Source organism: Vibrio sp. 2092 (assembly GCF_033339635.1).
Taxonomy (GTDB): Bacteria; Pseudomonadota; Gammaproteobacteria; order Enterobacterales; family Vibrionaceae; genus Vibrio; species Vibrio alginolyticus.
In genome coordinates, this window is the sequence record NZ_JAWOUY010000003.1 from 218,264 (window position 1) to 244,734 (window position 26,471).

The following is a 26,471-nucleotide window of genomic DNA, read 5'->3' on the forward strand; positions in this document are numbered from 1 at the left end:
CGAATACTAAACGCGCGTCCTAAAAGTATGAACAAAGCTGACTTAGTCCAAATTATCATCCAACATCTGGAAGAAAAACTTCAAGTTGCCCATTCATCGGCTCAGCGAGCTATCGATGCCGCCACAGATGAAGAAACTGTTCCCGAGCACAAGTACGATACATTGGCACTTGAAGCCGCGTATCTTGCTCATGGACAAGCCATGCGAATTCAAGATAGTGAAGAGGAGTTGCGTCAATATCGTTCTTTAGTGACTCGTAACTTTAAGAATGCGCCTGTTGGTGTTGGTGCTTACGTTGTTCTCGCAGATGAGAATTTGATCGAAAAGCACTTCTTTGTAGGCCCTTGCTCTGGTGGTTTGACTGTTCAATATCAGACTCTGGAAGTCTTTGTCTTAACAGCCAAATCTCCTCTGGGTCGAGCGTTGTTCGGGAAAGAAGAGGGTGATGAGGTTGACGTGAAAATAGGAGATAAAACAACTTGTTACGAAGTCGTGACGATTTGCTGACATCTCATGTATCACTCAGTGTTATGTTTAACACGAGTAATGTTAAATAAAAGAGAATGACATGAAAAAGCTTTTTACACTCTCATTGCTGATGGTCAGTGCTACTGGTTATGCAGCGCAGTGTCGTGTGGACATCAATAATGAAGTCCGTATGGATGGGCAAAGCTTGGAAATTCGCCAAACGACAGGTGATAAAGCTGTCGTGGATGAGGATAACAACCTCTTCATCAAAGGTGAGCTAATTGAACTCAATGCCGACCAAAAAGCGGCAATTGAAGACTATCGCGAAAAAATGAACGCGTATATTCCACAAGCAAAGCAATTGGCGAGTGATGGTTTAGCGCTTGCGAATGATATTATTGATGATGTTGCGGAAAGCCTCGATGCACCTGGTGCGTTTGATAATGTAAAAGTCGCAGTAAAGGACTTTTTCGCTGATGTTGAATCACGTTACTACAAAGATGGTGATTTCATCCTGCCTGCGGAGAGTTTTGAGTCTATGACACAAGGGTGGACTGAAGACTTTGCAAAAGCACAAGAGATCTTCAATAAAGAGTTTTTAGCCAGTTCGTTGGATGCTTTATCGAAAAAAATGAAGGAAGAGGGAGGGATAAACCTCACTGCATTATCAGAGAGTATGGCTGAACTCAGCGCGAAAGTAGAAGAGCGTTTAGCCGAGCATTCGAAAGAGGTAGAACAACAAGCAGAAGACTTGTGCGATTCGCTGGATGACATGGCAGGGCAAGAAAACGATCTGTTGAAGAAAATCCCTGAGCTAAAAGATTACCGAGTATTTACGATTTAATTACTCATTAAAAAGCAAAAACTCGATGAGATAAAGAAAGAGAGCACTATTGTGCTCTCTTTGCGTTTTACTCGCTTATTCTTTGATAGCTTATTGCGCATTCATCTCGGTGAGTTTATCGCCGACAGGTTTTGAGAAGTTAAAGCCATCATGCTGATCCCAGTTGATAGACCATGTCATTACTCCTGCATAATTCGGGTAATGGTACGCTGGTTTAACGGTGCCACATGAAGTGCCTTTGGTTAAACAATCTAGTGCGTTGATAATATTCTGTGTTGGAGCCTGCCCTGAATTTGCCGAGCTAGGACCTGAAGGTAAACCGATTGCTACTTGATCATCGCGCAATGGTGCAAATTGAGTGCCGTCGGCCAACTCAAAACCTTCGATAAGCATTTTAGATTGCGCTACCATCATATCCACAGAGCCTTCTGGTGCACTGCCTGGCAGGTATGGGTTTGGCAAACCGCCGTTGTTATATAACTGGACGTGAAGCAAGTCGAGCGTGCTGCGTGTCTCGTTAATCACAGGGATGTACGCCCCCCAAATACCGCTGTAAGCCACATAACCACCTTGAACATAAGGGTGCTCAGGCGCCATGGTTAGGTACATATCTCCACCCATGTTTTGCTCTATTTGAAGCAAAGCACGACCAAGGCGAGCTTGAATTTGCGAGCCATGAACTAAGTTAGAACCACTCTCTAAATCCACATCTAGACCATCAAAGCCCCACTCAGCGATAAGACCTGTTAGGCTAGAGACAAAGTTGGCTTCATCTTGGTTGGTATTCAGCGTAATCGTGCCTTCTGCGCCGCCAAGAGAGAGAACAAACTTCTTACCTTTAGCTTGAAGCGCTGCCATGTCCTGCTTGAATTGTGTTGGATCGAGTGCTGGACAATCGCTGTAAATATCGCCTGAATATAGATTAAAGTGCACAGTGCCATCACTGTTGCGATCATTTTCAGCAAAGGCAATATCAATCACATCCCAAGCATCTGCCATATCTGCTAGACGAATTGGACAGCCCGCACCATTTACAAAATTGTGCCAGTAACCGATGAGTTTATGGCGTTTCTCTACTTGCTCAACCACCGTTATTGCTGCGGCGTCAGACAGTGCATTGCTTCCTGACAAATCCACAGCTTGGGCGCTAACTGTAAAGTTACCAAGTGCAGTTGGTGTCCAGTTGGCTGTGTAAGGTGCTGTGGTATCGGTTGCAACAATAGAGCCGTTGATCATGAAATCAACGTGTTTAATGCCTGAAGTTAAAGACGTTGCATCGGCGCTTAATGCGAGACTTTTGCCTAATCCGACGGTTTGACCGCTGCTTGGTGAAGTCAGAGAGACGACCAAATCTTTATCGCTGACTTCCACACCAACCAGGGACTCTGACGTGTTGTTATCATTATCGGTTGCGACGGCTTTAAGCTGGTTAGCGCCAATAAGTGTGGCGTTCCAAGTAACGGAATATGGCGCTTGAGTGGTGACCCCTAAGCTGGTGTTGTTCGCAAAAAACTCAACTTGCGTGACTGTGCCATCAGCATCGCTTGCGTTTGCCGTGATTTCGTTATTGCTGCCAGCGAGCACGACTTGTCCATCCGTTGGTGCCGTAATGGTAACTTGCGGTGGTGTCGAACAAGCACCTAGGCCACTCCAAGCATCTTGCCAGTATAGCCCTTCACCAGGCTCGTAAGCCCATGTCGCATCCGAGGAGCACCAACCAGCAACATCACAACGATATTTTTGGTTGAAGTGAGAAATCAGGTCGCCAGCTTGATAACTTGTGCCTGCCACATAAGGTACTGCATCTGCACATCCGCCCGTTCCGGTTTCTGAATTACTAATAACCAGCGCTACTTCTTGGCTCATCGTTGCGAGGTTTGTATCATCAGTCGCTTGTGCTTTGAACGAGTATGTACCTGGACTAGCGGTCCATTGATATTCGTAAGGTGCGCTAGTATCAATGGCGACAGATTGATTGTTTACGAAGAACTCAACTTGTGTGACCACACCATCAATATCGTCAGCTTGAGCGGCTACGGTTAGGTTATCGCCTACATTAAGCACTTCTGTGCCTACTGGGCTTGTCAATGAAATGCTTGGTGGCGGTAATTCGACTTGTGGTTGAACTTGGATAGAAATCGTCGTGGTGCTAACAGCTCCCTCATTATCTGTCGCAATTGCGGTCAATTGCGAGATCCCTTCAATAGCGGTCCAAGAAGCTTCGAATGGTGCTTGAGTTACCACAGCAACGGTTTGGTTGCCTGCAACAAACTCAATTTGTGTGATTTGGCCATCTTCGTCAGTTGCGTTGGCTAACAAAGTGATCGCACTGCCTTCGGGAATTTGTGCGTTGTTTATTGGAGAGGAGAACGACACCGTTGGTGATAAATTGTTGCTTCCACCATCACATTGCCCTAACGCTTTCCATGCTTCCCAAGATCCTGAGTTGGTCACGGGATCATTGCCTTGCGTCCAATATGCAGCCTCATAAGCGGCTCCTTGCGTTTTTACTAAAGCGCCCGATGTATAAGTCGCAGTGCTGTCCCAGTCGGGTAAACTTTGACAGTTATAGGCTTGAGCTTGGTAGCTGGCGCTGAGTGCTACAACCATCGCTCCGTGAAGTAGGGTGACCTTCATTTTCCTCTCCTTGAATCATGGGTATAAATGAGAACAGAGTAATAACTAGCTGATAAATAGACATTAGGGGGAAAAAGCGAAGCACAATATTCTGCTTTTCGACACAGTATCACGAGGAACAGTTCGTCCCTTACACCAGAGCTCATTATTTTTCGGCTCACTTCACGGCAGAAGGATTGGTAAAATTCAGCCACGTAAAACGAACAACAGTCGCGAGGCTTTTGAGCGATGAATATGAGATGTACGTTAAAATTTACAAGCTGAATGACTACAAATTGTTTCAACTGTCGAGGATTTAACCGAGGTGCTCTTGTTGAATAGTGAATATTGCTATAGTGTACTAGTTAGCTAGTTCAATGATATTTTTGTGTGAGTAGTATGACACAGCAAACCTCTTCTCAGCCTCGCGAGCATTTTGGCTCTCGTCTCGGGTTCATCTTAGCTGCCGCAGGTGCCGCAGTTGGCCTTGGCAATATCTGGGGCTTCCCAACTCAAGCAGCCAGTAATGGTGGCGGTGCTTTCCTATTAGTTTATTTGGTGATGATTCTTATCGTCGCATTTCCGATGCTGGTGGTTGAAATGGCGATTGGTCGCCATGGTCAAGCCAACCCTGTAGACAGTATGCGTGCAATCACAGATAACCCTACCGGTAAAAAGCTCGGCGGCATTGTGGGTTGGATTGGTTTAAGCGTACCAAGCGCTGTCTTAGCGTTTTATTCAATTGTTGGTGGTTGGTTGATCTGCTTTTTACTGGGTGCAATCACAGATCTAATGGGGTTAGAAGCTGCAACTCAATGGCTAAAGGGCTTTAGTGTTGAACGTAACTTGTTCGGAACCATTACTTTTTATGTACTGACGATTCTCATCGTACAAGGTGGCGTAAAACAAGGTATTGAGAAGTGGTCCACACGTTTGATGCCAGCATTGTTTGTTTTGTTTGCTCTGCTATTTGCTTACATCATGACGCAAAACGGTGCGATGGAAGGTCTGAAACATTACCTAGTGCCGGATTTTGAAAAGGTATGGGACCGCAAGTTGATTCTTGCTGCAATGGGACAGGGCTTCTTCTCGCTTACGATCGGTGGCTGTTCAATGCTGATTTATGGCTCTTACTTGAGTAAGAAAGAGAACCTACCAAAGATGGCGATGAACGTGACCATGGTAGATACTGCCGTTGCTTTCATTGCAGGGTTAGTGGTGATGCCAGCGATGTTTGTAGCAATGCAAAAGGGCGTTCAAATCTATGCAGAAGATGGCTCTCTCTTAAGCTCAGATACGTTAGTGTTTACGGTATTGCCACTAATGTTTGATAGTTTAGGTTTGCTTGGTCAATTATTCTCTATTGTGTTCTTCTTATTGTTGACGATTGCGGCGCTAACGTCTTCCATTTCAATGTTAGAGTGTCCAGTGGCTTTAGTGAGTGAGCGCTTCAATACTAAGCGCAGCGCAACGAGCTGGGTTTTAGGTGGTCTCATTGCTTTGTTCAGTGTGGTGATTGTTTATAATTTTGGTGCTCTATTTGGTATGGTCGCGACGGTTGCTACTCAGTATCTACAACCAACCGCTGCGCTCTTATTCTGCTTATTTGGTGGTTGGGTATGGAATCGCAACTCAAAAATCAAAGAGCTTGAGCAAGGTTGCCCGGAGTTTACGCAAGGTTGGTTTGGTAAGTTATGGCCTGCGTATGTGAAGTTTGTATGTCCAATTCTTGTGGCGACAGTCATCTGGGCTTCATTTGGCTAACCGAGACGTCTATCGAATAAAAGAAAAGGGCTTGATGGTAACTCATCAAGCCCTTTTTCATATTGGTTATTCTCGTTTCGGTTATCCGCCAAGCATGGTGTGGATTAACGGAATTGTCCTGCTTCTGGAAGAAAGTCAAAACCAGCAGAAGCCAGTTTTGTCTCCAGTGCTGTGCGCTCGATATCGAAGAAAGCCACCAGTTTGTCCAGATCACCTCCGAAGTCATCGCGTAGCTTCATATTCACAATGCTCATCAGCATGACAGGGTCCATGGATTCAAAGTTCGCTAGATTCATTACTTATCCTCAAAATCTGAAATCAGTAGGTTTGCCGCAGCAAATGCCGCTTTTTCACGCACTTCTTTAGGCAGGGACTCATCCGCTGCAACATCGTTCAGTGCTTTAACTGCACATGAAATTGCTTGGGGAATATAAGCTTGATCGCCACTACCAATCTGAGCATAAAGCTCACGAACCAGTTCACAACAGCCGTATACTTGCATGTTTTCTTTCCACTAAATGATAACTTATCTCAATATACACACAGCGGATTTGAAACTCAAAGTACAGAGTTGTTTTGGCTCAAGTTGAAGGTTTGCTTGAGCGAGATTTAATCACTGCATTTGTGCTTCTAACTGCTGAGTGACTTCTGGTGAAAGTTGAAGTTGTTTTGCTAGTTCTTGCAGATACGCTTTTTCCATAAAGTTTTGTTCATCAGCGAGGATCAAAGACGCCAGGTAAATTTCTGACGCTTGTTGAGGAGAGGTCGCCTGATTAGCAATTTCAGCAGGATCAAGCGGTTTGTTTAACTCTTGCTGAACGAGGTGACGAACGTGCTCATCTGCACCCATATCCGCGAGAGCTTGTTCAATGCGAGCCATTTCCTCTTCATCAACGTGACCATCAGCTTTTGCAGCTCCAATCATTGCTTTTAAAATTAAGACACTGTGTTTACTGTCATCGGGATCAAAGGTTTCTTGAACACCTTGACCGGATTGCTTGGCTTGCCAGTCGTTATACACTTTGTAGGCCAAGGCTCCAAGCGCAGCTGCGCCACCGACTTTTAATGCGCTTGACCCTACTTTTTTAGTCATTTTTTTACTTTTCTTTGAGCCCATCAGCATACCGATGAGGCCTCCGCCTACAGCACCTGCTCCTAGCGTTTTTAGGCTACTTGAATTTGATGAGGATTTGATGTTGTTGGTTTGTTTGCCCAATGCATCTGCACCTTGCTTAAGTAAGTCTGATTTGAGTGCTTGGTTTAGAAGACTTTTTAAATCCATAACTGACCTCCTTTAGATGATGAAATCAGTTTAATAGCAAGAAGCTGAACCAAAGATTAACAAAGTGAATAGTTCGAAAAAGGTGGAGGGGGGCGTTGAGCTGTAATAAAAAGGGCTGACCGAAGCCAACCCTTTTTAACTATTTGAAACTACTTCAAATGCGAACTCGTCTAGTGCTTACTTTAGTTGAGCTTTTACGTGCTCAACAATGTCAGTCATTGCGACTGCTGTTTTCTCACCAGTAGCACGGTTCTTGTATTCGAAGTTGCCTTCTTTCATTGAGCGGTCACCGATAATAATTGTATGCGGCACACCAATAAGCTCCATGTCAGAGAACATTACGCCTGGGCGTTCTTTACGGTCGTCAAATAGCACTTCGATGCCCATTGCCGTTAGCTCAGCGTACAATTTCTCAGCGGCTTCTTTCACTTCTTCTGACTTGTGCATGTTCATTGGAACGATCGCTACCTGGAATGGTGCGATTGCATCTGGCCAGATGATGCCGTATTTGTCGTGGTTTTGTTCAATAGCAGCCGCTACTACGCGAGTGATACCGATACCGTAACAACCCATTTCTAGGATGACGTTCTTACCATCAGGACCCAGTACACCACAGTTCATCGCTGCGGAGTAAGCGTTACCTAGTTGGAAGATATGGCCAACTTCGATACCACGCTTAAGCTGGATAATGCCCTTGCCACATGGGCTTGGGTCACCTTCCACAACGTTACGTAGGTCTTCAACTTGACCAAGCTCTACATCACGACCCCAGTTAATACCGAAGTAGTGTTTGCCATCGATGTTCGCGCCCGCACCGAAGTCGCTCATTACCGCAACGCTGCGGTCAACAATGAACGGCAGTTTAAGGCCAACAGGGCCAAGTGAACCTGGGCCTGCACCGATAAGCGCACGAATTTCTTCTTCAGATGCCATTTCCAGTGGAGCTGCAACCTGAGGAAGGTTTTCTGCTTTCACTTCGTTCAGTTCATGATCACCACGAATAATAAGCGCGATGATTGGCGCATCAACTTCGTCAGATGCTTTCACAAACAGTGTTTTCACTGTTTTTTCAATTGGTAGTTCGAACTGCTCAACCAATTCAGCGATTGTTTTCGCGTTTGGCGTATCAACCAACGTCATTTCTTGTGTTGGTGCCGCAGCCTCAGAGGCTGGAGCTAGTGCTTCTGCTTTTTCAATGTTTGCCGCGTAATCTGACTCGCTAGAAAATGCGATGATATCCTCGCCACTTTCAGCCAGTACGTGGAACTCTTGAGAGCCGCTACCACCGATAGCACCGCTATCTGCAAGTACAGGACGGTAATCCAGACCCATGCGATCGAATGCTTTACAGTAAGCATCGTGCATTGCGTCGTATGACTTTTGTAGGCCGTCTTTATCAATGTCAAAGCTGTACGCATCCATCATTGAGAATTCACGTGAACGCATTACACCGAAGCGTGGACGTCGTTCGTCACGGAATTTGGTTTGGATTTGGTACAGGTTTAGCGGAAGCTGTTTGTAAGAGCTCACTTCATTGCGAACAAGGCTAGTGATCACTTCTTCAGCGGTTGGGCTAAGTACAAACGGACGAACATGACGGTCAGTAAAGCGAAGTAGCTCAGGGCCCATCTTTTCGCTGCGGCCTGTCTCTTCCCATAGTTCAAACGGCTGAACAACGGGCATCAAAGTTTCGACTGCGCCTGCATTGTCGATTTCTTGACGAACGATGTTTTCGACTTTACGCAGTACACGTAGACCAGTAGGTAGCCAGGTGTATAAACCTGAAGCCAGCTTACGGATCATACCTGCACGTAGCATGAGCTGGTGGCTCACTACTTCTGCGTCGTTTGGAGTCTCCTTCAGAGTAGAAAGAAGATAATTACTGGTACGCATTAAATTTATCCGTTTATTTAAGTTAGATACTCAAGCTTGAATAAGCAGGAGTATGGGAGTTCCCGAAAGGGAAATTTGTTAGCCGTCTATAATATCAGCCAATTGCGTTTGTCAAAAGCTTTCAATAGCGGTAACCGTTATTAAGTTGCTTGTTGCTGTGAACTTTACGTTCAAGTCGAACAAATTTACCGCATATTCTTTGTCGTCCGGCTTGTTTTTCTTATATGCAGGGCGAGGATCTTGTGCCAGAACTTGTTCAATGACTGATCTTACATAGTCAGTATCGGATCGATTTTCTATCGTTGCTAATGCTTGAGCAGAAAAGGTGACTTGTGACTTTTCTGGCTCTTGGTCTGCGTATCCGCCTTGTGCTTCCGAAATAGAATCCGAATAGGGGATATAAGGCTTAATATCCACAATCGGTGTCCCATCCACGAGATCTACACTGCCTAAATCAAGATAGATTTGATCGCCTTGCTTAGTGACTCCTTTCACTTCAACGGCTGACATTCCGATTCCGTTTGGACGGAAAGTCGAGCGCGAGGCAAAGACACCAATTCGTTCATTGCCGCCTAATCGTGGCGGACGTACAGTTGGTTTCCAACCAGCTTCCAGATTCTGATCAAATAGAAACAACAACCAAACGTGAGAGAACTGTTCTAGCCCACGCACTGCTTCAGGGCTATTTGCTGCACCTAACAGTTTTACGCGTGCTTTAGCCTCTGGTACTAAGCGTGGTTGGCGCGGAACTGCAAACTTTTCTTTGTACGGTGTCTCAATGACGCCGATGGGTTCGATGGAATACATGGTGGACATCTTTAAGAATTCATTGAGATGAAAGTATCACAAATTTCTCTTGCTTTTCTTGTTGATAATGATTATTAATTAAAATGTTATAACATAACAGTTCAATTGAAAGGAAAAGTATTATGAAACCAGGAATCCATCCTGAATATCGTCCTGTGGTGTTCCACGACACCAGTGTAGATAAGTACTTTGTCGTTGGTTCTACGTTGAAAACGGAGAGAACCATCGAATGGAAAGATGGCAAAACTTACCCTTATTTTACGTTAGATGTGTCATCAGCTTCTCACCCGTACTACACCGGTAAACAGCGCGTTGTACAAACCGAAGGTCGCATTGCGAACTTCAACCGTCGTTTTGGTCAATTTAAGAGCGAAAAGGAATAAATCATGAAGGTAGTAAAATCATTAAAAAGTGCAAAAAGTCGTCATCCGGATTGCCAGATTGTAAAACGGAGAGGGCGTCTTTATGTCATTTGTAAAACGAACCCGAGATTCAAAGCTGTGCAAAAGTAATCAACCTGCATATATCTAACTTATGGTTTTGTTTAATTGATAATGTTGAGTTAATTATCTTACATGGATGAAATATCTACATTTTTATTCAATGTTGGTTATAAATGCCTCTGTTCGTCACAGTTTGTAACATTTAGGGCTTTTATTTGACCTTCTACTCAAGTACCCTTCGCACGCTTTTTGACATTTTTGTCACATTTGCATAGGAATAAAAACAAGGAGGGAACAGATGAGTTCATCTGATTCAATTAAACAAAACTCGCCTAAGAAGCCGCTGTTTACGCGCTTTTTGGATACTGTCGAATATTTGGGGAACTTATTACCCCACCCGATCACACTATTTGCCATTTTCTGTTTAGCCATTCTGGTGATGTCGGGTATTGCAGGATACTTCGAAGTTTCCGTAGTTGACCCTCGTCCTGAGGGTGCAAAAGGTCGTGCCGCGGATGGCATGATTCATGTCGTTAGCTTGCTTAACGCTGATGGCCTTGAACTAATCGTTACCAATCTAGTGAAAAACTTTGTCGGCTTTGCACCTTTGGGTACGGTATTGGTTGCGATGTTGGGTGTTGCTATTGCTGAATACTCAGGCTTGCTATCTGCAGCAATGCGTGGCTTAGTCATGGGTGCATCACAACGCATGGTAACAGTGACGGTCGTTTTCGCGGGTATCATTTCAAATACGGCATCAGAGCTTGGCTATGTGGTACTTATTCCACTGGCTGCAATGCTGTTCCATTCTTTAGGTCGTCACCCACTTGCCGGTCTTGCTGCGGCGTTCGCTGGTGTATCTGGTGGTTACTCAGCAAACCTACTTATTGGTACGGTTGACCCGCTGTTGTCAGGCATTACTGAAACGGCGGCGCAAATGATTGACCCAACTTACACTGTTGGTCCAGAAGTTAACTGGTACTTCATGTTTGTGTCGACATTCTTCATTGCAATCACAGGTGCGTTTGTTACTGAAAAAATTGTTGAGCCAAAGCTTGGCAAATACAGTGAAGAAGAAGCCTCAGAAGATTTGTCGAACGACAAAATGGGTGGCTTAACAGACATTGAGAAGAAAGGCCTAAAACTAGCAGGTGTTGCTGTACTGGTTGTTTCAGCGCTGCTTGCTTGGACGGTTGTTCCAGAAGACGGCATTCTACGTTCTGATGCAGGTACAATTGCAGGTTCACCATTCCTGAAAAGTATCGTGGCATTCATCTTTGTGTTCTTTGCTATTCCAGGCTTTGTGTTTGGTAAAGTTGTTGGCACGATGAAGACGGATCGCGATGTAATTGATGCAATGGCGAAATCTATGTCTTCTATGGGCATGTACATTGTATTAGTTTTCTTTGCGGCTCAGTTCGTTGCTTTCTTTAAATGGACTAACTTCGGTCAGGTATTCGCGGTTGCTGGCGCTAGCTTCCTGCAAGAAATTGGCTTAACTGGCCCAATGTTGTTCTTTGCCTTCATCCTGATGTGTGGCTTTATCAACCTAATGATTGGTTCGGCATCGGCACAGTGGGCAGTAACGGCTCCGATTTTTGTTCCTATGTTGATGCTTGTTGGTTATGCACCGGAAACGATTCAGGCTGCTTACCGAATTGGTGACTCGACGACAAACATCATTACTCCAATGATGAGCTACTTTGGTTTGATTCTTGCCGTAGCGACTCGTTACATGAAGAACTTAGGTATCGGTACGCTGATCGCGACCATGCTACCTTACTCAATCTGCTTCATTGTAGGTTGGAGTGTGCTGTTCTACCTATGGGTATTCGTATTTGGTTTACCAGTAGGCCCTGGCGCAGCAACATACTACACACCGTAGAAAACGGTTACCTCACACAGCTCCATTATAAAAAGCCTGCGAACGTCGCAGGCTTTTTTATCGATTGAGACTGTGTACGCAGGCTTACCTGATTATAGATGTCGGTTTATAGCTGAAAACGCATCAACAAAGGGCGATAAAAGTGCTGAGTGAGCCAGCACAAGCTTTTCCAAATTATGCGTTTGTACCAAGGTAAGTGCGCAATATAAACATAGCTAAATTCAATTTCTGGCCGGGCTTTTCTGTTGCGTTTAAAAGCCGGAGCGCCTGAGCTCATATTAAAGCGACGCTGGTATATCATTGCATGGCGGATGGTATAGGCCGATATTCGACGATACAATGCGAGGCGTTGTGGCTTATTGGTATCGTAGCCAAAAATTGGGCAAGTCATATCATTATCAATTTCTACAATGCCTAACGTAGCCAGCATCTCTTCTTGATAAAACAGTCCCACTAAATGTACTAATTTGTTCTGGCTCACCTGTTTTAAATATTGGGTTGAAAACTGGATGTTATTGAGGCTGTATTTATCAAGGTAAAGCATGTCATATAACTCTTTGGCACGCTGAAACTCTTCATCAGTGGTCAGTGGCCTAAACTGCCAATCTTTATCATTAAGCAGTTTGAAGTCTTTCGTTAAATCTCGGTTGAAGCTGAACGCCTGCCAATCATCAAGTAAATACACTTGTCGTGTTACCAAGCTTTGCCATTGCTGCTGCTCTAATCGCTGAATAAAGCGTGATTGTTGACGTTGGTTAATGGAGCGAAGCACCAAGGGAAAGGTGGGGTATTGATCGAGTGCGACGCGACGCAGTTCATCGAGATTTAAGGCTGCCCATTGTTCGCTATACATATTGGTGGACAAGCACTGATTGTTGAGAGTTTGGACTTGATCCAATCCAGCCAATGATAAGATTGGTTTAGTCATATTAATAAGTAACTTACATACCCATCGAACAGCCACATTTTTGACTTTGTGAAGCTCTTCTTCGGCGTAGCCACTAAGCAGTGTCATAGGGGACACGGCATAACAGTTGTTTGGTATTTTTGGTGTTACGGAGTAGGGAATGGCAACATCATCGATATAGTAGCAACCAAAGCTTGCTGTGCATTCATCAATGGGATTCGACTGCATAAGAGTGATAAAGGTTTTATGCCATTCTTGAGAGGAAAGCGTCATTAGTTCAATGCCTCTCCATTCCACTCAATATCAACGGTAGAAGCGTTGCTCCACTTCGTCTTGTTCTGCCTAGCTAACCGGAGTAATTCAAACATACTCCGGATTTGGCTCCCGACCGGTAAGTTATGCTGTTGCATCACATTCACTCCAGACCACCAATCTTGCCAAGTTCGAGCCTTGAACAGGGATAACCCTCCTTCAGCGATGAGTGTTATTGGCCCTAAATGATGCAGTCGCTGTTTGGAAGGGGCAGTAAATGCCATATTAGGGAGCAGTTGACTGCATCTAGACGAGAGTAGGTGCAAACCACTAGTGGCTCTTGGGTTACATTCAATCACGTAGAGTTCATCTTGTGATTTGATGAAGTCAAACGACACTTGCCCATGATAAGTATGACGTTTACCAAAAGTTGCGATAAATCTATCTAGTCGTTCGCACGAGATCGGCTGAAAAGCACTGGCGGCCGAGCTGTTTACACAGTATTTCGGTACATAAGCTTGGTGTGCTTTAAGTTCACCATGTTCAAAAATGGCATAGTTACACACCGGAGTCCCTTGGATTTTTTGTTGCTGAACCCAAGGAAAAAGGGGCGATATCGTGGCGGCAGAAATAGACTGAGTCGTCACATCTCTTATGACTTGCCCGCCAAACCGAGAGTAAACGGGCTTTAGAACGGTCCTCTTATTAATTTCAATCTCACTTTTATCAGCGACCAAACGAGTTTTTGGAAGTGTGATTTCTGGCAAACCCTGAAGCTGTTCAAAGACGGTCAACTTGTTGTGCAGGGCATTGAGTAGTCCCACATTGGGCAGAAAAAAATCTACTTCTGGGCATTGTTTGGCAACATGAGCCAAGTAATAAACTTCTTCACAAGTGGGTATCACTATATCAATACGCATCTGAGTAATGATTTTTAGGATCTGTTGTTGATAGGTGGGAAACGCAAATCGAGGTGAAGCGGTGGGTATATAAGACTCGATACCTCGCAAAAACGATCCCAGAGGCTTTTTTAGCGAATCGGTGAGAATTACTTCATGCCCATGATGCATACACATGGTTGCCCACTCTAGTGCAACTGGTGCTCGGGCTCCGGTGATTAAGACCCGCATATGTTCACCACACGTCGTTGTTTATTCATTGGCGTCCAAATAGGCGCAGGGCGGTAACTAAATCTGACAGGATCAAGCCGCAATTGGTCAAACAACTTTATCAAGGCTTGGTGTATAACCCGATGGTGGTGAACATCCGCTTCAATTTGAATGGCTTGTGACCCTGTTTGGGTGATTCGGTAATCCACGCGACCTTTGGCAGATAGTGTTATAGCGCGGTAGATGAGATCTGGTAACACCGTAACTGGGACGTGGTTTGCGTTTAGCGTGAGGCGATCACCACATCGTCCGGCAATCGTGCCAAGAGGTTCAAATACGCCATTATCCTGTTTATTCTCAATAATATCGTCGAGCTGATAACGAATAATGGGCTGAGTTTTACGACGAAAATCGGTGATAATTGGGCTGTAATGAGTACGTTCGGTATTCAGCCAATGTTTTTCGATGTAAATAACATCCTGATTCCAGCGCATTTGTCCATGCTGATCAGTACATGCAAGAAAACCTTCGGTACATTGATAGACTTCATGGAGTTCGCTGTCGAACCGTTGAGAAATAAAGTGACGGTCACTCTCAGTTAGGACTTCTGCACCAGAAATGATCCGCTGTGGTTGAATTTCGGGTTGACCAAATTGACCGCTGAACTGGGCGCAGAGCTGAAGAGCTTGCGCACTACCAACTAAAAGCGTGGGTTGGAACTCATCTAGCTCTTTTATCCATTCTTGGTAAGGTTTAGTTAAATCCGCATAAAAGAATGTGACAGGGCCTTTCGCGACGGATTTATACAGTGGGCTGTTGGCGCGCAAGGCTAGCGCAATTCGGTGCTTTTGCCATAGGTTGGGCAACAGGCGAGCCAATATATTGCCAGCCCACAGTTGCGTTTCCTGTTTGTCAGCAAGAAACAACCCGCGTATGCCTGATGTGCCCGAAGAAAGCCCAACAGTAACATCGCCAACTTTCGAAGCGGCGAAGTTGCGTGACTGTTCTGCTTCGAGTGCTTGTTGCATTAGCTGTTCAGCATCTAAGCCTTTCGTATTCAACTCTGAAAGGTTCTCCATCATGGTTTGCTTATTCATGATAGGGAAATCACTGAGTGGTGCACCTTGAAGTGAGCGGTAATACGGTGAATGACGGCATACCCAATCCAAGTGTTGCGTTAAGTGTTGTTGCTGCCATGTTTCGACTTGTTCCCTTGAGCCGAAGGGGCGGTAGCGGGTTCGCCAGAATTCTGAGATAAGCGTTCTCACTTCATCCATCCTTCTTTGATTAGCTGCTGGATAGTTTCCTGACAATGTGAAGGCACGAAGCGAACAAAGTGGTGGGTTTGTTGGTAGCAACTTCTCAACTCGGAGAGGGTGTTTTTATAGGCTTTTGTATCATCGCAAAGCATGTTCGCCAGCCAATGTTGATCGATATTTTCACTCAAGCTCTCGATTAACCAGCATGCATCGGCGAGTAAGAACAGCCAACTTTGGTCTCTTTTAACTAGCAAGCCCACTTGACCCGCAGCATGGCCTGGCAAGCTAACCATATAAATGAATCCGTCGTCGAACATGTCTTTACAGAGCAAATTAACACCTTGGCACTGAGGAATAATTTGGCTGATTGGTACGGAAAAATCACTATGAATGAATAAGTTAGATTCAAGTTGTGGAGGAAGTAGAGCTTTTAGGTATCCTTTTCTTACGCCTCCAATTCGACCACTCTTAGTAATTGCATCCACCCCTTTTTGTTGGCAATGCAATTGAGAGTGGGAAAACTCAGACACGGCAGCAATGTGATCAGCATGGAAGTGGGAGAGTACTAAGTGTTCAATATCATGAGGTTTGAGACTTTCTTTTGCTAACTGCGCAACAATTCCGTGTTCTTTGTTATAGCGACAAGGTGTTGTCCAAGCATAAAAACGTTCAGGGAAGGGACGAGTCGCGCTAAAAAAATGCTCGTGATATCCCGTGTCAAACAGGATGTTGCCTTGTGTTGGGTGCTGAATTAACGCAACGGCTGCCGGAAATGCTCTAGGCTTGATACCAGAACCTGGTTTGACAACAAAGCCTGGGTGTACGCAGTGTCCAACCTCAAAGATTTTTATTTTTAGACCAGTTTGCATACTGCTGTATTCCTTCTTGAATTGAAAAAAGCGGTTGGTAATTCAGTGTTTGTTTCGCCTTGCTGATATCCAGAGTTTGATGATAGTTAAACAATCCTGCGCTGTATGAGGTGAGCCTTGGTTCTGGCTGATGTGGTAAGTGCCTTCGTATTTGCTCACTGAGCTTTAATAATGGTGATACAACGCCGTATGGTAATGATTGTAACGTTACTTTTAGGTTTAACCCCTCACATAAAGCTTGCAGAACAGTCTCAATTGGCATTGGTTCGTTGTTGGAAATGTTGAACACATCACCATGCTGAAGTTGGCCTGCCTGAGTGCAAGCGAGCATCGCTGCATGGGCAACGTTGTCTACATAGGTCAGATCAACCACAGGATTTCTACCCGATGGCAGAAGCAGAGTGTTGTTTTTTATCGCCTTAAGCACTCTTGGGATAATCGCGCGATCATTGGGTCCAAAAATGCCACGCGGTCTTAAAATGATCGCTTTGCTTTGGCCTTTTACGGCTTCAATTTCCGATAGGTATTTTGTGTGTGCGTAATCATTACACCAGTATGAAGCTATGGCGTCGGTTTCTCGAATATTCCAACGGTCTTGATGGTCAAAGTAGACGCTGGTGGAGGAAATATGGATAAAACGCGAGATTTGATAGGTATTAGCCGCATTGACGAGGTTTTTGGTGGCATCTACATTGGCTTGATAAAACGCCTGCCACTTTCCCCATGGGCTTGAGAGAGCGGCACAATGGATGATTGCATCCATACCTTGGCATACCGCATGAACTGCTGAGTGGTCTCTTAAATCGACTATATGTCGGATAACATCGAATTGCTCGGCGAGTTGTTTAGCGATGACTGTATTTCGTGCTGTAAAGTGCAGTTCATGCTGCTGGTGAAACATTCTCAGAATTGCGCTACCCAACATCCCGCTGCCACCAGTGACCAATATCTTCATAGTTTTAGCACTCCCATCCCTAGTGACAACCCTGCGGCGGTGCCAGCTAATAACACATGTTTTCCTGCGGCTTCTGGCTGATTACGCAGCCAGTGTAAGTTAATTGGGAGTGAGGCGGCGACTTGGTTTCCCAAAGTCGAAAAGTGATTAACGGTTTTCTCTGTTGGTAGCCCGGTGAGTGAAGGCAGTTTTTTTAATCCATGCGCGCTGGCTTGATGAGGAAGAAAATAATCAATATCGCCGAGTGTTACCGGAGAGGCGTCAAACCCTTTTTTTAGAAACGCTGGTAAGGCTTTACGCACATGTTTAAAGAGTGCTTTGCCCTCCATCTCAAACTGGCAACTTTTTAAATAGGCTTGATGCTCGGAGGTATGCGGATTGATATGACTACCTCCGCCCTTAATTTGACAAAATGAATACCCGGTATGATGCGTTTCAAAGTGACTGGTGAGCAATCCATCATCGTCGTGTTCTTCGAGCAAAAATGCGGCGGCACCGTCCGCGAATAAGGTTGCAACTTCTGGTTTGAGCGTAAAATTTCGATTCAGTGTGATGCCAGTGGCGAGTTCGCTGGTGACAATAAGAATCCGACGGTACCGTTTTGCTAAGAATAGACTCTGAGCAAGATCAAGCGCAGAGAGAAAGGATAAACAGGTGCTGTTCAAATCAAAGCTTTCTAGCCATGTTGGAGCGTCTAACGCGGCGAGAACCGCTGAGGCGTCGTAGGGTAGAGACTGGTGGTGTGTGCCGCTAGCGTAGATAAGAAGATCAACGGAGCTTAAGGTATGTGTGTTTCCTAAACACTGCTCTATTGCCTGCATTGCCATGTAAATAGCGGTCTCTTTTGTATTGGCTACATGACGATATTCAACGTCGAATTTATTTCGGCAGGTCCCTGGCGCTAATTTTAGGAAGCGATCCATCTCTCGATCAGACCATTGATTCGTTGGCAGGTAGCTTCCACTGGAAACGATGTTAAAGCCCATTATTCTCTATACACTTATTAAAAACGTCGTTCAAAATAAACCACGTTGCATATTGAAGCTATGGCGAGCAAGATGAAAAATAAACAGAACAAAACAAATGGGAGTAAGAGCACGCTTTGGGTGCAATGCTGAGAATGAATTTTCAGGAATGAGCCAGGCTTTTATTTGCTGGCTCAATTTGAATAGAGTGAGGGTTACTTCTTAAATTTCGCCAAAATACGATCCAAATGGTTTGCAAATTCGCGTCGATCGGTTTGAGAAAGCGCGGCGGGCCCACCTGTCTGAATTCCGCTTGAACGCATGGTTTCCATAAAGTCGCGGATATTTAGGCGAGCTTTGATGGTGTCTTTTGTATAGAGCTCGCCACGAGAACTGAGGGCTTGAGCGCCTTTAGAGATAACCTCATCTGCAAGCGGAATATCTGACGTGATCACCAAATCGTTGGCTTCCACACGCTTGACGATTTCGTTGTCTGCGATGTCAAATCCCGCAGGGACTTGTAGCGAGTGGATGTTGTCTCTTTTCGGCACAGGGACAACGTGGTTAGCGACAAACGTACATTCAATCCCCGTACGCTCGGCGGCACGCACAATGGTTTCGCGAATAACTTTCGGACACGCGTCTGCATCTACCCATAACTTCATGATGACTTCTCACTGAGTTTCGCTTCTAACTCTTCAATACGAATGGCTAGCATTGTTACGGTGCGTTCTAGGGCTTCAAGACGATCATTATCGGTGTGGTGTTGTGCTGCGATTTCAACCTTGGGTACGCGTTGAGCACTCTTCCAACTTTTTATTGCGGTGATTAATGCTGGCATTGGAACTGGCGTTTTCAAGCGTGCTTTCACTAACGCTACGGTTGGCTCTTTTCCTTGTTGTTGCAACTGTTCCATTGCCGCTTCTAATTCTTTAGTAACGTCTTGAGTTAACATTTTTAATCCTTAACAACGATATATCTATCATCATACGTTGAGTGCGCTAATTTGGCGAATGGCATTTTGGAGAGTGTAGTGTGAGAGATCTCTTACATAGGTTGTGAGAGAAAACGATTTCGTAAGCGGAAAAAGAGAAGCTGAAGAGCTTAAGTTTCTGATAAATAATGATTTAACAACTTGTTAACCAATGTGAGAGCCAAATATTTATCTTGGATAGATTGTCTATTTTTGGAAAAGGCGTAAATTGAGAGTTGTCAGCAGGAAGCAGACATGGAACAGGAAAGCACCAAGGATTTGGTTATCGTCAGGAAGACGATTTGGTTGGTCAGGATGATTAATCAAGCATGGAGCGTAGGACATTGTAAGGATACGATCATCAATAGGATGTTGATGACTAAGGATAGACAATGGACCCCTCTAGGATTGAGGTTATGGACAGCATCAGGAAGATGCAAGGGACACCGCTCAAGGAACAAGTGACGTGTGCTAACGAGGAATGTTAGCAGTCAGGATGATAAGGACACCGCTAGGACGGCGACGTAAGGAATAAGCTGACGGAATCAGCCACTATTATGGATGATGCATGGAGCACTTTTAGTAGCCGGACTGCTGCGAGTAAGACCATGACCCCGATACTTATGTGTCGGGGTCTTTCTTATATAAAAACGATATCCAGTGTTCTCATTGAATTAAGCATCTCGATGTTATTTGGGGATATCAATATCACAAAATATATAAATTCCTAATAACACTTAATAAAAAACAACTCAGATCAATATCCTTTCCAACCTGTTGGTTTAACTTTCGGCTTCTCTACAAGGTGTTATGCCCGCAATCATTGAGCATGTTCAGCTCATCGAGTTTGTGATCTGCGGATAGATTAAGTTTGTTGTAATCAAGGAACAGATGTGGCCATAGTAACCAGAAGAATGCTTCTTCTACCCTACAATGAGTCGTTGCAACTAGAATTCGTCATGCTGAATTGCTGTGCGAAAAACCGTGCTGAATTGAATGGTCCGTATACAGTTGCGTCCGCCAAACAGATGTTTGAGAAAATACTGGATGATGAGAACATTTATAGTATGGCAGTGCTAGAGAGCACCAGTCGTGACTATATGGGGCACGTGTTTATTGCTAATCTCGATTCCGAACCTGAATTAGGGTTTATTTTTGATAAATCATATTGGGGTAAAGGGTTAGCAACAGAAGCACTAAAAGCATTTTTCCCCAAAGCGTGCCGTGAGTTGGGCTTGAATAAGGTGAAAGCTAACGTGAATAGCAATCATCAGGCTTCTATTGCGGTACTGAAAAAGCTGGGATTTGTTAAAACAAAAGAAAGTAAGGATGTATATGGTCCTTACTTTGAAATGGAATTTACAAGCGATGCGGTGGTAGGTGAAAGTTCTGCGGCCTGAAACCGACCATGGTTAACTCTCCTTGGTAGCAATCGTCACCAAGAGATGAAAACTCAAATTGATACACCGTATGCCAACGCCAGACTCCGTCTGGCGTTTTTAGTTTATGGGCACCAAAGGCGATGCTGATTAATTGGAGATCCAATTGCTCACATTTACGCGTGATGGCCGCTTTTGCGAGTTCGGCTTGGCGACGCTGTTGCCAAAACAGGTAACAGAAAAAGCAGAGCCCTAAAATTGCTAAAAGATCACCAATCATTCCTGAACCTTTCTTAGCTTTTTGTTGCTTGTTGTAAGCTTACTAGCGCATTTGCTAGTTCCTCTGATGGGTTTGAATGCAGCAAAGGCAATAACACCATTCTTAACTCTGGCAGCATCACTAAATCGGCAAATAACTGATTAAATAGGGCTTGATTACCGGTTTGAGCTAAACGCAGCAAAAACTGTTCTGCTACCTTTTCATTGGCGAGTAAGTGCCAAGCGCGACCCGCCACACCAATCAATACCTCCTGATGGCTTAAACGAGGGCTATGCAATATCGCATCTAATACTGGAGAGGCGACTTCTGTTGGCGCACCAGCAAGGGCTCGGATAAGTGCTGAAAGTAGGAAGAGATCAGGTTCGCTACTTGCGATTTCTTGCTGTGCCTTTTCCGCGATACGTTCTGCTAAACGCTCTTGAAGCTCTACATGCTCAAGCGCACCTAATAGGGCATAAAGTGGCTCATTTGGTAGGTGGTTCAACGCTTTGCGTATCATTACCCCGTTTTGCTCTTTGTCCAGGCGAGCGGCTATGTCTGTGATACCTTGCAGACCTACAGTTTGCCAATTATCCCAGCCTAAACCTCCAGAGAAGTAATGCTGGGTATGCTCGTAATATTGGCTGGTAGGAAGATTGAGGTTTGCGCGGACCTGGCTATGAAACACGGCCATTTTGTCTTCGGAAGGTTTGAACGTATATGGGTTATTAGACAGCTTTTGCTGTTGCTCTTCAGAGATATCATCATTGAGGCGTGTTCCCATGGCTTCCACTACGTATTTAATGAAATTGCCGATATCTGATTGCTTTAACAAACCGCGCTCGTCCAATTCAAACTTTAGAAACCAAATCCAAGGTTGCTTTTGTTCATTCCAATAAGCGATGGCAAGGTGTGCTTTACGCTGCATTGGGAATGGGTACGGTGCTTGACCTTTTTCTACATCGGCAAACTCTTTCTTAGCGATGGTTTTGATACGACGACCAAGATCGAAGATTTGATAATCACAGCGGCTGTTGTTCAACAGTTGAGTGAGGGTTTGAATGTTTTCCATTAAATACGACGTCCTAACGTTCTTTTCACAAGAAATGGTATCATTCTCGGCTAATTCAAGGTTCGAGATAGAATTAATGGTAACAAATACTCAATTGGTCGACTTACTTCACCAACTTGAAGCGCAGCTTAGAGAGCATAACTTATGGCAATATACTATGCCTTCAGAGCAAGCCTTACAAAGTGCGGAGCCATTTGCGATTGATACGTTGCATCCTCATGAGTGGTTGCAGTGGATTTTTATAGCCAGAATGCACGCACTAGTGGAAAACAATCAACCACTGCCAAGAGGGTTTTCTCTCGAGCCCTATTTTTCTGAAGCGTGGAAGCAGGAACCGCAGTTCGCAGAGCTGCTTGTTACAATCCGAACCATTGACGAACTGTGTAAGTAAACTAATGCTAGAACAAAAAATAGCGCGATCTTCAGAACCAGTTGAGCTGGAGATCGTTTATCAGGATGAATATTTTGTAGCGGTCAACAAGCCTGCAGGCATGTTAGTGCATCGCAGTTGGTTAGATAAACACGAAACTCAGTTTGTCATGCAAACTTTGCGCGACCAAATTGGTCAGCATGTGTTCCCATTACATCGTCTGGATCGTCCAACATCTGGTGTGCTCGTGTTTGCGTTGTCGAGTGAAGTCGCATCACAAGTCATGCCGATGTTTGCTGAACATAAAATGGAAAAGACATACCACGCAATAGTACGCGGTTGGATTGAGGAAGAGGGCGTTTTGGATTACGCGCTCAAAGTCGAGTTAGACAAGATTGCGGATAAGTTCGCTTCACAAGAAAAAGAGGCGCAAGAAGCGGTGACGGAATATAAGCCGTTGGCTAAAGTGGAGGTTCCCTATTCGACGGGTAAATTTCCTACAACGCGTTATTGCTTAGTTGAGATGAAACCTAAAACGGGGCGTAAGCACCAACTTCGTCGTCATATGGCACATCTACGCCATCCGATCGTGGGTGATACAACGCACGGGGATGGAAAGCACAACAAGCTGTATCGCACAGAGTTTGAATCTCATCGTCTGCTACTGCATGCTTCAGAGTTACGGTTCGTCCATCCATTTACCGATCAAGAGATTGTCATGACGGCCAATCTTGATGAAACTTGGCAGCAATTGTTCACTCGATTTGAGTGGGATGAATCGATGATTAACAGATAATCGGTGCAGTTAGATCTAGATAATGATTGGGTACAAATAAAAAGGGTTAGCATCAATGCTAACCCTTTTTTAAAATTTAAGACTTAACGTTTACTTTAGTTTTTCAAGATCCGCTTCGATCTCTGCGATCTTACTCGAAACGACTTTTTCTAAATGACGAAGGTCTGAAAGAATTTTCTCTTTTACATCAACCTCAGGTTGTTTCGTTGGCTTAGTGATTTTATTCAGTTCATCAATGACTAATGTGAGGTTACGGTTGATTTCCGTTACTTCTTTATATTTGTGACTGCCACTATCAACAAGAACATTTTTGATTTGGCGTGGGTATTTGAATTTAACGCTTTTAGCGAATAGTTCGCCTTTTTGCTTGTGGAAATAGATCTTGAGTACGTCTTTGTGTGCTTCTTGGCGTAGGGAATAACGTTCAATCTGCTTAGGGTCGTGAATACCCAAACCAGTGAGGTGGGGATACATAGGCTACCTCTATTACATCGAATTGATATTGATATAACTGTAGCAGCCTATGTATGAGCTAGATAGCTGATATTTAGCCAAAATGCTTAACTTGTGGGCAAGATCGCTCTCGCCCTGAACCGAAAAGATTGGCAGGTTTGATCTAAGCTGCGACCTCATCAGATAACTTTTCGATCAATCTCTCTCTTAGCTCATCCTGTTGTTCTTCACTTAATCTTCCCCCTGCATCACTGGTTAAAATAAACAAGTCTTCTGCTCGCTCACCAATGGTGGTGATTTTTGCACCATGAAGGTTGATATTTAAATCAGCAAACGTACGGCCTACTTTGGCCAACAGCCCTGGTGTGTCTAGCGCGACAAACTCCATTAAAGTGTGTTTTTTACCTTTGGTTGGTAAGAAGTCGACTTTGGTTTTCACGTTAAAGTGCTGAAGTTTGTTCGGAGTACGGCGCGTTTTAATCTTGGTTGGTCGGCCTGCCTCCAGTACATGAGTGAGGTGTTTAATCACCGCGGCGTGACGAGACTCATCGATCGCTTCGCCATGTTGATCGAGTACCATAAAGGTATCAATCACGTGCCCATCTTTGCTGGTCATGATTTGCGCGTCGTGTACATTAAAATTACGCCTGTCTAACTCCGCCACGACCGTCGCAAATAAAGCAGGCTGGTCTTTCGTATATACAAACACCTCAGTGCCGCCACGAGTGGCTTTTTTACTGATCAACACCAAAGGCTTAGTCGGATCTTCCATGCGAAGTAAGTGTTCGCAGTGCCACGCGATTTGCGTATGGGTATGACGAAGGAAGTAGTCAGCTTTGAAGCGTTGCCACAATACTTCAATTTCGCGCGCGGCAAACCCCTCTTTGCGCAGCATTGCGGAGGCCATTTGTTGATTGTGGCGAATTCGCTCACGCACATCGACAGGGTTCTCTAGGCCTCTACGTAAAGCACGTTGTGTGGAGTAATACAGCTCCGCAAGTAAAGTTCGTTTCCAAGCATTCCAAAGTTCTGGGTTGGTTGCACAAATATCTGCAACTGTCAGGCATACAAGATAATCGAGAGATTCTTCGTCTCTGACTTTTTTGGCAAACTCGGTAATGACATCAGGATCATAAATATCTCGGCGCTGTGCGGTGACAGACATTAATAGATGATGTCTTACCAACCAAGCGACAAGTTTCGCTTCGGGCTTCGATAAACCATGCTCAATGCAGAAGTCGTACGCTTCTCCTTCACCGATAATCGAGTGATCGCCGCCACGACCTTTCCCGATATCGTGGAAAATAGCGGCAATAATCAGCAGCTCTTTCTTTTGCATCCGAGGGTAGACGTCACAGCAAATAGGGTGCTTCGCATGATTTTCTGGGTCACTAAAAGTGTTGATGTGTTTAAGTAAGCGAATACTGTGTTCATCAACGGTGTAGGCATGGAATAAGTCAAACTGCATTTGACCAACAATCTGACTCCATTGCGGTAAATAGGCCGCCATAACCCCTAATCGGTGCATGAGGCTGAATGCTTTGTGAAGAGCATTAGGGTGACGACATAACGCCATGAACTTTTCACGCGCAGCAGGAATGGTGTGCAAAAACTTGTTGAGCCGACGGCGAGCGGTGCGCAGTTGACGCAGCGTTGGTGGGCTCACCCCTTCAATAGTTGAGTCGTTAGCAATATGTAAGAACATATCCAGAATAGTTTCTGGGCGAGCTTGGAACAATGCGGGTTTCCGCGCTTCAATTAAAGAACCGCGACGTTGAAAGTCCGTATCGAGAATCTCGGCACTTTCTGTCGCCCCACCATTAATGATCGCTTGGTCAAAGAGTTTGAGTAGCATTTTATTGAGCTCTGCCACACGACGAAGCGTGCGGTAGAACTCTTTCATCATCATTTCTACGCCTCGATTGCCTTCTCCGACGTAGCCTAGATTTTCCGCAACTTGTGCTTGATGGGCAAAGGTCAAGCGGTTGTCATAGCGGCGAAGCTCCATGTGCAGAGCGAAACGTACTCGCCAAAGGAAGTCCTGACATTCAACCAATTCTCGGTATTCTGCGTCAGTTAAAAATCCGTATCGGCTCATTTCTAACAATGAAGTCGCACCAAAGTGACGTCGAGCGACCCAGCTTAATGTATGAATATCGCGCAGCCCGCCAGGGGTTGATTTAATGTCCGGTTCTAAGTTGTAGGTCGTGTCGTGGTAACGTGCATGGCGTTCGCGCTGCTCTTGAATTTTAGCGCGGTAAAACGTCTCACTTGGCCAGAAGGAGTCTGATAACACGACTTTCTTCAGTGCCTGAAAGGTGTCCTCGCTTCCACACAGCAATCGCGCTTCTTGCAGGTTTGTCGCGACCGTTAGATCGGCTTTACCAATTTCAGCACATTCAGTAACGGTGCGAACAGCGTGTCCGACCTCGAGTTTTAAATCCCACAACAGCGTAATGAATTCGCTGATTTTTGCTTCTAACGCGGTTGGCAGTTTATTGTTCGACAGAATCAAAATATCGATATCGGAGAGCGGATGCAGCTCGCCTCGTCCGTAGCCACCAACGGCAACTAGGGAAATGTTGTAAATATCCTTGAAACCAAAATGTTGCCACAAACGATTGAGAAGCAGATCCATATATTCAGCTCTGGCTAAAACCAAGCTTGTTACCGGATGATGATTGAGAAACTCTTGGTTTTGATTAGAGCTAAACTTCTCTAATTCTTGTTTGAGTTCACCGATATTGATTTGTTCATCGGAAAAGGTAAGAGGGGACTGAAGTGTCATATTTGCCATCCGTGCAAGCTAATCTAATAACAATCTAACAAATTTGCGGCAGATAAAAAATAT

27 protein-coding genes are annotated in these 26,471 nt (G+C 44.8%); 9 read left to right on the forward strand and 18 right to left on the reverse strand.

Going from position 1 to position 26,471, the window contains the following annotated elements; all coding sequences use genetic code 11:
• Positions 1-27 precede the first annotated feature (27 nt).
• Together R7P80_RS07395 and R7P80_RS07400 are read left to right on the forward strand one after the other, a co-directional pair.
• Positions 28-507, forward strand: coding sequence for a GreA/GreB family elongation factor (locus R7P80_RS07395; RefSeq protein ID WP_005380280.1), 480 nt, complete (start codon positions 28-30; stop codon positions 505-507).
• A 61-nt stretch (positions 508-568) separates the two neighbouring features.
• Positions 569-1,312 carry a YggN family protein gene (locus R7P80_RS07400; RefSeq protein ID WP_005380283.1) on the forward strand — a complete coding sequence of 248 codons (744 nt, stop codon included), beginning with the start codon at positions 569-571 and terminating at the stop codon, positions 1,310-1,312.
• A gap of 90 nt (positions 1,313-1,402) precedes the next feature.
• On the opposite strand, the gene R7P80_RS07405 is transcribed toward R7P80_RS07400, so the two are convergent.
• Positions 1,403-3,949, reverse strand: a complete 2,547-nt coding sequence (locus tag R7P80_RS07405) for an Ig-like domain-containing protein (protein WP_225491511.1) — start codon at positions 3,947-3,949, stop codon at positions 1,403-1,405.
• A 378-nt stretch (positions 3,950-4,327) separates the two neighbouring features.
• Between R7P80_RS07405 and R7P80_RS07410 the strand changes: the two genes are divergently transcribed.
• Entirely contained in the window at positions 4,328-5,692 is a 1,365-nt protein-coding gene (locus R7P80_RS07410; protein WP_033905531.1) for a sodium-dependent transporter, read from the forward strand.
• 104 nt (positions 5,693-5,796) lie between these two features.
• On the opposite strand, the gene R7P80_RS07415 is transcribed toward R7P80_RS07410, so the two are convergent.
• The 5 genes from R7P80_RS07415 to tsaA all read right to left on the reverse strand — a co-directional run bounded on the left by R7P80_RS07415 (position 5,797) and on the right by tsaA (position 9,674).
• Positions 5,797-5,988 carry a DUF4250 domain-containing protein gene (locus R7P80_RS07415; protein WP_005380289.1) on the reverse strand — a complete coding sequence of 64 codons (192 nt, stop codon included), beginning with the start codon at positions 5,986-5,988 and terminating at the stop codon, positions 5,797-5,799.
• Entirely contained in the window at positions 5,988-6,194 is a 207-nt protein-coding gene (locus R7P80_RS07420) for a YaeP family protein (protein ID WP_005391765.1), read from the reverse strand. Before R7P80_RS07420 ends, R7P80_RS07415 begins: the two co-directional genes overlap by 1 nt.
• Positions 6,195-6,305: 111 nt before the next feature.
• Positions 6,306-6,974: a tellurite resistance TerB family protein gene (locus tag R7P80_RS07425; RefSeq protein ID WP_225491510.1), complete on the reverse strand. Its 669-nt coding sequence runs from the start codon at positions 6,972-6,974 to the stop codon at positions 6,306-6,308.
• A 177-nt stretch (positions 6,975-7,151) separates the two neighbouring features.
• Entirely contained in the window at positions 7,152-8,867 is a 1,716-nt protein-coding gene (locus tag R7P80_RS07430; RefSeq protein WP_005380292.1) for a proline--tRNA ligase, read from the reverse strand.
• Positions 8,868-8,978: 111 nt separating this feature from the next.
• Positions 8,979-9,674, reverse strand: a complete 696-nt coding sequence (gene tsaA / locus R7P80_RS07435) for a tRNA (N6-threonylcarbamoyladenosine(37)-N6)-methyltransferase TrmO (protein ID WP_005380294.1) — start codon at positions 9,672-9,674, stop codon at positions 8,979-8,981.
• A gap of 122 nt (positions 9,675-9,796) precedes the next feature.
• Between tsaA and R7P80_RS07440 the strand changes: the two genes are divergently transcribed.
• The 3 genes from R7P80_RS07440 to R7P80_RS07450 all read left to right on the forward strand — a co-directional run bounded on the left by R7P80_RS07440 (position 9,797) and on the right by R7P80_RS07450 (position 12,002).
• Positions 9,797-10,057 carry a type B 50S ribosomal protein L31 gene (locus R7P80_RS07440; RefSeq protein WP_005380295.1) on the forward strand — a complete coding sequence of 87 codons (261 nt, stop codon included), beginning with the start codon at positions 9,797-9,799 and terminating at the stop codon, positions 10,055-10,057.
• Between the two features lie 3 nt (positions 10,058-10,060).
• Complete coding sequence (gene ykgO / locus R7P80_RS07445; RefSeq protein ID WP_005380299.1) at positions 10,061-10,186, forward strand: type B 50S ribosomal protein L36; 126 nt, start codon at positions 10,061-10,063, stop codon at positions 10,184-10,186.
• 229 nt (positions 10,187-10,415) lie between these two features.
• On the forward strand, positions 10,416-12,002 hold the full coding sequence (locus R7P80_RS07450) for an AbgT family transporter (protein ID WP_005380301.1): 1,587 nt from the start codon (positions 10,416-10,418) through the stop codon (positions 12,000-12,002).
• Positions 12,003-12,108: 106 nt separating this feature from the next.
• On the opposite strand, the gene R7P80_RS07455 is transcribed toward R7P80_RS07450, so the two are convergent.
• The 8 genes from R7P80_RS07455 to R7P80_RS07490 form a co-directional block, all read right to left on the reverse strand.
• Positions 12,109-13,182 carry a hypothetical protein gene (locus tag R7P80_RS07455; protein ID WP_053349824.1) on the reverse strand — a complete coding sequence of 358 codons (1,074 nt, stop codon included), beginning with the start codon at positions 13,180-13,182 and terminating at the stop codon, positions 12,109-12,111.
• Positions 13,182-14,291, reverse strand: coding sequence for an ATP-grasp domain-containing protein (locus R7P80_RS07460; RefSeq protein ID WP_213898539.1), 1,110 nt, complete (start codon positions 14,289-14,291; stop codon positions 13,182-13,184). The genes R7P80_RS07455 and R7P80_RS07460 overlap by 1 nt, the downstream gene beginning before the upstream one ends.
• Positions 14,279-15,547, reverse strand: a complete 1,269-nt coding sequence (locus R7P80_RS07465) for a F390 synthetase-related protein (RefSeq protein ID WP_171343216.1) — start codon at positions 15,545-15,547, stop codon at positions 14,279-14,281. Before R7P80_RS07465 ends, R7P80_RS07460 begins: the two co-directional genes overlap by 13 nt.
• Complete coding sequence (locus R7P80_RS07470) at positions 15,535-16,398, reverse strand: MBL fold metallo-hydrolase (RefSeq protein WP_017636031.1); 864 nt, start codon at positions 16,396-16,398, stop codon at positions 15,535-15,537. Before R7P80_RS07470 ends, R7P80_RS07465 begins: the two co-directional genes overlap by 13 nt.
• Positions 16,367-17,353, reverse strand: a complete 987-nt coding sequence (locus R7P80_RS07475) for an NAD-dependent epimerase/dehydratase family protein (RefSeq protein ID WP_225491509.1) — start codon at positions 17,351-17,353, stop codon at positions 16,367-16,369. The genes R7P80_RS07470 and R7P80_RS07475 overlap by 32 nt, the downstream gene beginning before the upstream one ends.
• The gene (locus R7P80_RS07480) at positions 17,350-18,339 is read right to left on the reverse strand and encodes a ketoacyl-ACP synthase III (protein WP_213871635.1); all 990 of its coding nucleotides are present in this window, start codon (positions 18,337-18,339) and stop codon (positions 17,350-17,352) included. The genes R7P80_RS07475 and R7P80_RS07480 overlap by 4 nt, the downstream gene beginning before the upstream one ends.
• 194 nt (positions 18,340-18,533) lie before the next feature.
• Positions 18,534-18,983, reverse strand: coding sequence for a YaiI/YqxD family protein (locus tag R7P80_RS07485; RefSeq protein ID WP_005380310.1), 450 nt, complete (start codon positions 18,981-18,983; stop codon positions 18,534-18,536).
• Positions 18,980-19,273, reverse strand: coding sequence for a hypothetical protein (locus R7P80_RS07490; RefSeq protein WP_151515056.1), 294 nt, complete (start codon positions 19,271-19,273; stop codon positions 18,980-18,982). Before R7P80_RS07490 ends, R7P80_RS07485 begins: the two co-directional genes overlap by 4 nt.
• Positions 19,274-20,205: 932 nt before the next feature.
• On the opposite strand from R7P80_RS07490, the gene R7P80_RS07495 reads away from it, so the two are divergent.
• On the forward strand, positions 20,206-20,691 hold the full coding sequence (locus R7P80_RS07495) for a GNAT family N-acetyltransferase (RefSeq protein ID WP_198556843.1): 486 nt from the start codon (positions 20,206-20,208) through the stop codon (positions 20,689-20,691).
• On the opposite strand, the gene R7P80_RS07500 is transcribed toward R7P80_RS07495, so the two are convergent.
• Together R7P80_RS07500 and R7P80_RS07505 are read right to left on the reverse strand one after the other, a co-directional pair.
• Positions 20,651-20,950: a DUF3301 domain-containing protein gene (locus tag R7P80_RS07500; RefSeq protein WP_005380315.1), complete on the reverse strand. Its 300-nt coding sequence runs from the start codon at positions 20,948-20,950 to the stop codon at positions 20,651-20,653. The genes R7P80_RS07495 and R7P80_RS07500 overlap by 41 nt on opposite strands.
• A 13-nt stretch (positions 20,951-20,963) precedes the next feature.
• The gene (locus tag R7P80_RS07505) at positions 20,964-22,001 is read right to left on the reverse strand and encodes a DUF3549 family protein (RefSeq protein ID WP_005385340.1); all 1,038 of its coding nucleotides are present in this window, start codon (positions 21,999-22,001) and stop codon (positions 20,964-20,966) included.
• A gap of 76 nt (positions 22,002-22,077) precedes the next feature.
• Here R7P80_RS07505 and R7P80_RS07510 point away from each other — a divergent pair, with 76 nt between their 5' ends.
• Together R7P80_RS07510 and truC are read left to right on the forward strand one after the other, a co-directional pair.
• The gene (locus tag R7P80_RS07510) at positions 22,078-22,392 is read left to right on the forward strand and encodes a YqcC family protein (RefSeq protein ID WP_005385342.1); all 315 of its coding nucleotides are present in this window, start codon (positions 22,078-22,080) and stop codon (positions 22,390-22,392) included.
• Positions 22,393-22,396: 4 nt separating this feature from the next.
• Positions 22,397-23,167 carry a tRNA pseudouridine(65) synthase TruC gene (gene truC, locus R7P80_RS07515; RefSeq protein ID WP_213967769.1) on the forward strand — a complete coding sequence of 257 codons (771 nt, stop codon included), beginning with the start codon at positions 22,397-22,399 and terminating at the stop codon, positions 23,165-23,167.
• A gap of 90 nt (positions 23,168-23,257) precedes the next feature.
• Here the strand turns inward: truC and R7P80_RS07520 are convergent, their stop codons facing one another.
• Positions 23,258-23,641, reverse strand: coding sequence for a DUF3461 family protein (locus tag R7P80_RS07520; protein WP_005380322.1), 384 nt, complete (start codon positions 23,639-23,641; stop codon positions 23,258-23,260).
• Between the two features lie 142 nt (positions 23,642-23,783).
• Complete coding sequence (gene glnD, locus R7P80_RS07525; protein WP_017636037.1) at positions 23,784-26,408, reverse strand: bifunctional uridylyltransferase/uridylyl-removing protein GlnD; 2,625 nt, start codon at positions 26,406-26,408, stop codon at positions 23,784-23,786.
• Positions 26,409-26,471: the final 63 nt, after the last annotated feature.

Bases quoted from the DNA above. Each gene is read 5' to 3' on its own strand.
- R7P80_RS07395 (WP_005380280.1), top strand. From the start codon at position 28: ATGAACAAAGCTGACTTAGTCCAAATTATCATCCAACATCTGGAAGAA.
- R7P80_RS07400 (WP_005380283.1), top strand. From the start codon at position 569: ATGAAAAAGCTTTTTACACTCTCATTGCTGATGGTCAGTGCTACTGGT.
- R7P80_RS07405 (WP_225491511.1), bottom strand. From the start codon at position 3,949: ATGAAGGTCACCCTACTTCACGGAGCGATGGTTGTAGCACTCAGCGCC.
- R7P80_RS07410 (WP_033905531.1), top strand. From the start codon at position 4,328: ATGACACAGCAAACCTCTTCTCAGCCTCGCGAGCATTTTGGCTCTCGT.
- R7P80_RS07415 (WP_005380289.1), bottom strand. From the start codon at position 5,988: ATGAATCTAGCGAACTTTGAATCCATGGACCCTGTCATGCTGATGAGC.
- R7P80_RS07420 (WP_005391765.1), bottom strand. From the start codon at position 6,194: ATGCAAGTATACGGCTGTTGTGAACTGGTTCGTGAGCTTTATGCTCAG.
- R7P80_RS07425 (WP_225491510.1), bottom strand. From the start codon at position 6,974: ATGGATTTAAAAAGTCTTCTAAACCAAGCACTCAAATCAGACTTACTT.
- R7P80_RS07430 (WP_005380292.1), bottom strand. From the start codon at position 8,867: ATGCGTACCAGTAATTATCTTCTTTCTACTCTGAAGGAGACTCCAAAC.
- tsaA (WP_005380294.1), bottom strand. From the start codon at position 9,674: ATGTATTCCATCGAACCCATCGGCGTCATTGAGACACCGTACAAAGAA.
- R7P80_RS07440 (WP_005380295.1), top strand. From the start codon at position 9,797: ATGAAACCAGGAATCCATCCTGAATATCGTCCTGTGGTGTTCCACGAC.
- ykgO (WP_005380299.1), top strand. From the start codon at position 10,061: ATGAAGGTAGTAAAATCATTAAAAAGTGCAAAAAGTCGTCATCCGGAT.
- R7P80_RS07450 (WP_005380301.1), top strand. From the start codon at position 10,416: ATGAGTTCATCTGATTCAATTAAACAAAACTCGCCTAAGAAGCCGCTG.
- R7P80_RS07455 (WP_053349824.1), bottom strand. From the start codon at position 13,182: ATGACGCTTTCCTCTCAAGAATGGCATAAAACCTTTATCACTCTTATG.
- R7P80_RS07460 (WP_213898539.1), bottom strand. From the start codon at position 14,291: ATGCGGGTCTTAATCACCGGAGCCCGAGCACCAGTTGCACTAGAGTGG.
- R7P80_RS07465 (WP_171343216.1), bottom strand. From the start codon at position 15,547: ATGGATGAAGTGAGAACGCTTATCTCAGAATTCTGGCGAACCCGCTAC.
- R7P80_RS07470 (WP_017636031.1), bottom strand. From the start codon at position 16,398: ATGCAAACTGGTCTAAAAATAAAAATCTTTGAGGTTGGACACTGCGTA.
- R7P80_RS07475 (WP_225491509.1), bottom strand. From the start codon at position 17,353: ATGAAGATATTGGTCACTGGTGGCAGCGGGATGTTGGGTAGCGCAATT.
- R7P80_RS07480 (WP_213871635.1), bottom strand. From the start codon at position 18,339: ATGGGCTTTAACATCGTTTCCAGTGGAAGCTACCTGCCAACGAATCAA.
- R7P80_RS07485 (WP_005380310.1), bottom strand. From the start codon at position 18,983: ATGAAGTTATGGGTAGATGCAGACGCGTGTCCGAAAGTTATTCGCGAA.
- R7P80_RS07490 (WP_151515056.1), bottom strand. From the start codon at position 19,273: ATGTTAACTCAAGACGTTACTAAAGAATTAGAAGCGGCAATGGAACAG.
- R7P80_RS07495 (WP_198556843.1), top strand. From the start codon at position 20,206: ATGCTTCTTCTACCCTACAATGAGTCGTTGCAACTAGAATTCGTCATG.
- R7P80_RS07500 (WP_005380315.1), bottom strand. From the start codon at position 20,950: ATGATTGGTGATCTTTTAGCAATTTTAGGGCTCTGCTTTTTCTGTTAC.
- R7P80_RS07505 (WP_005385340.1), bottom strand. From the start codon at position 22,001: ATGGAAAACATTCAAACCCTCACTCAACTGTTGAACAACAGCCGCTGT.
- R7P80_RS07510 (WP_005385342.1), top strand. From the start codon at position 22,078: ATGGTAACAAATACTCAATTGGTCGACTTACTTCACCAACTTGAAGCG.
- truC (WP_213967769.1), top strand. From the start codon at position 22,397: ATGCTAGAACAAAAAATAGCGCGATCTTCAGAACCAGTTGAGCTGGAG.
- R7P80_RS07520 (WP_005380322.1), bottom strand. From the start codon at position 23,641: ATGTATCCCCACCTCACTGGTTTGGGTATTCACGACCCTAAGCAGATT.
- glnD (WP_017636037.1), bottom strand. From the start codon at position 26,408: ATGACACTTCAGTCCCCTCTTACCTTTTCCGATGAACAAATCAATATC.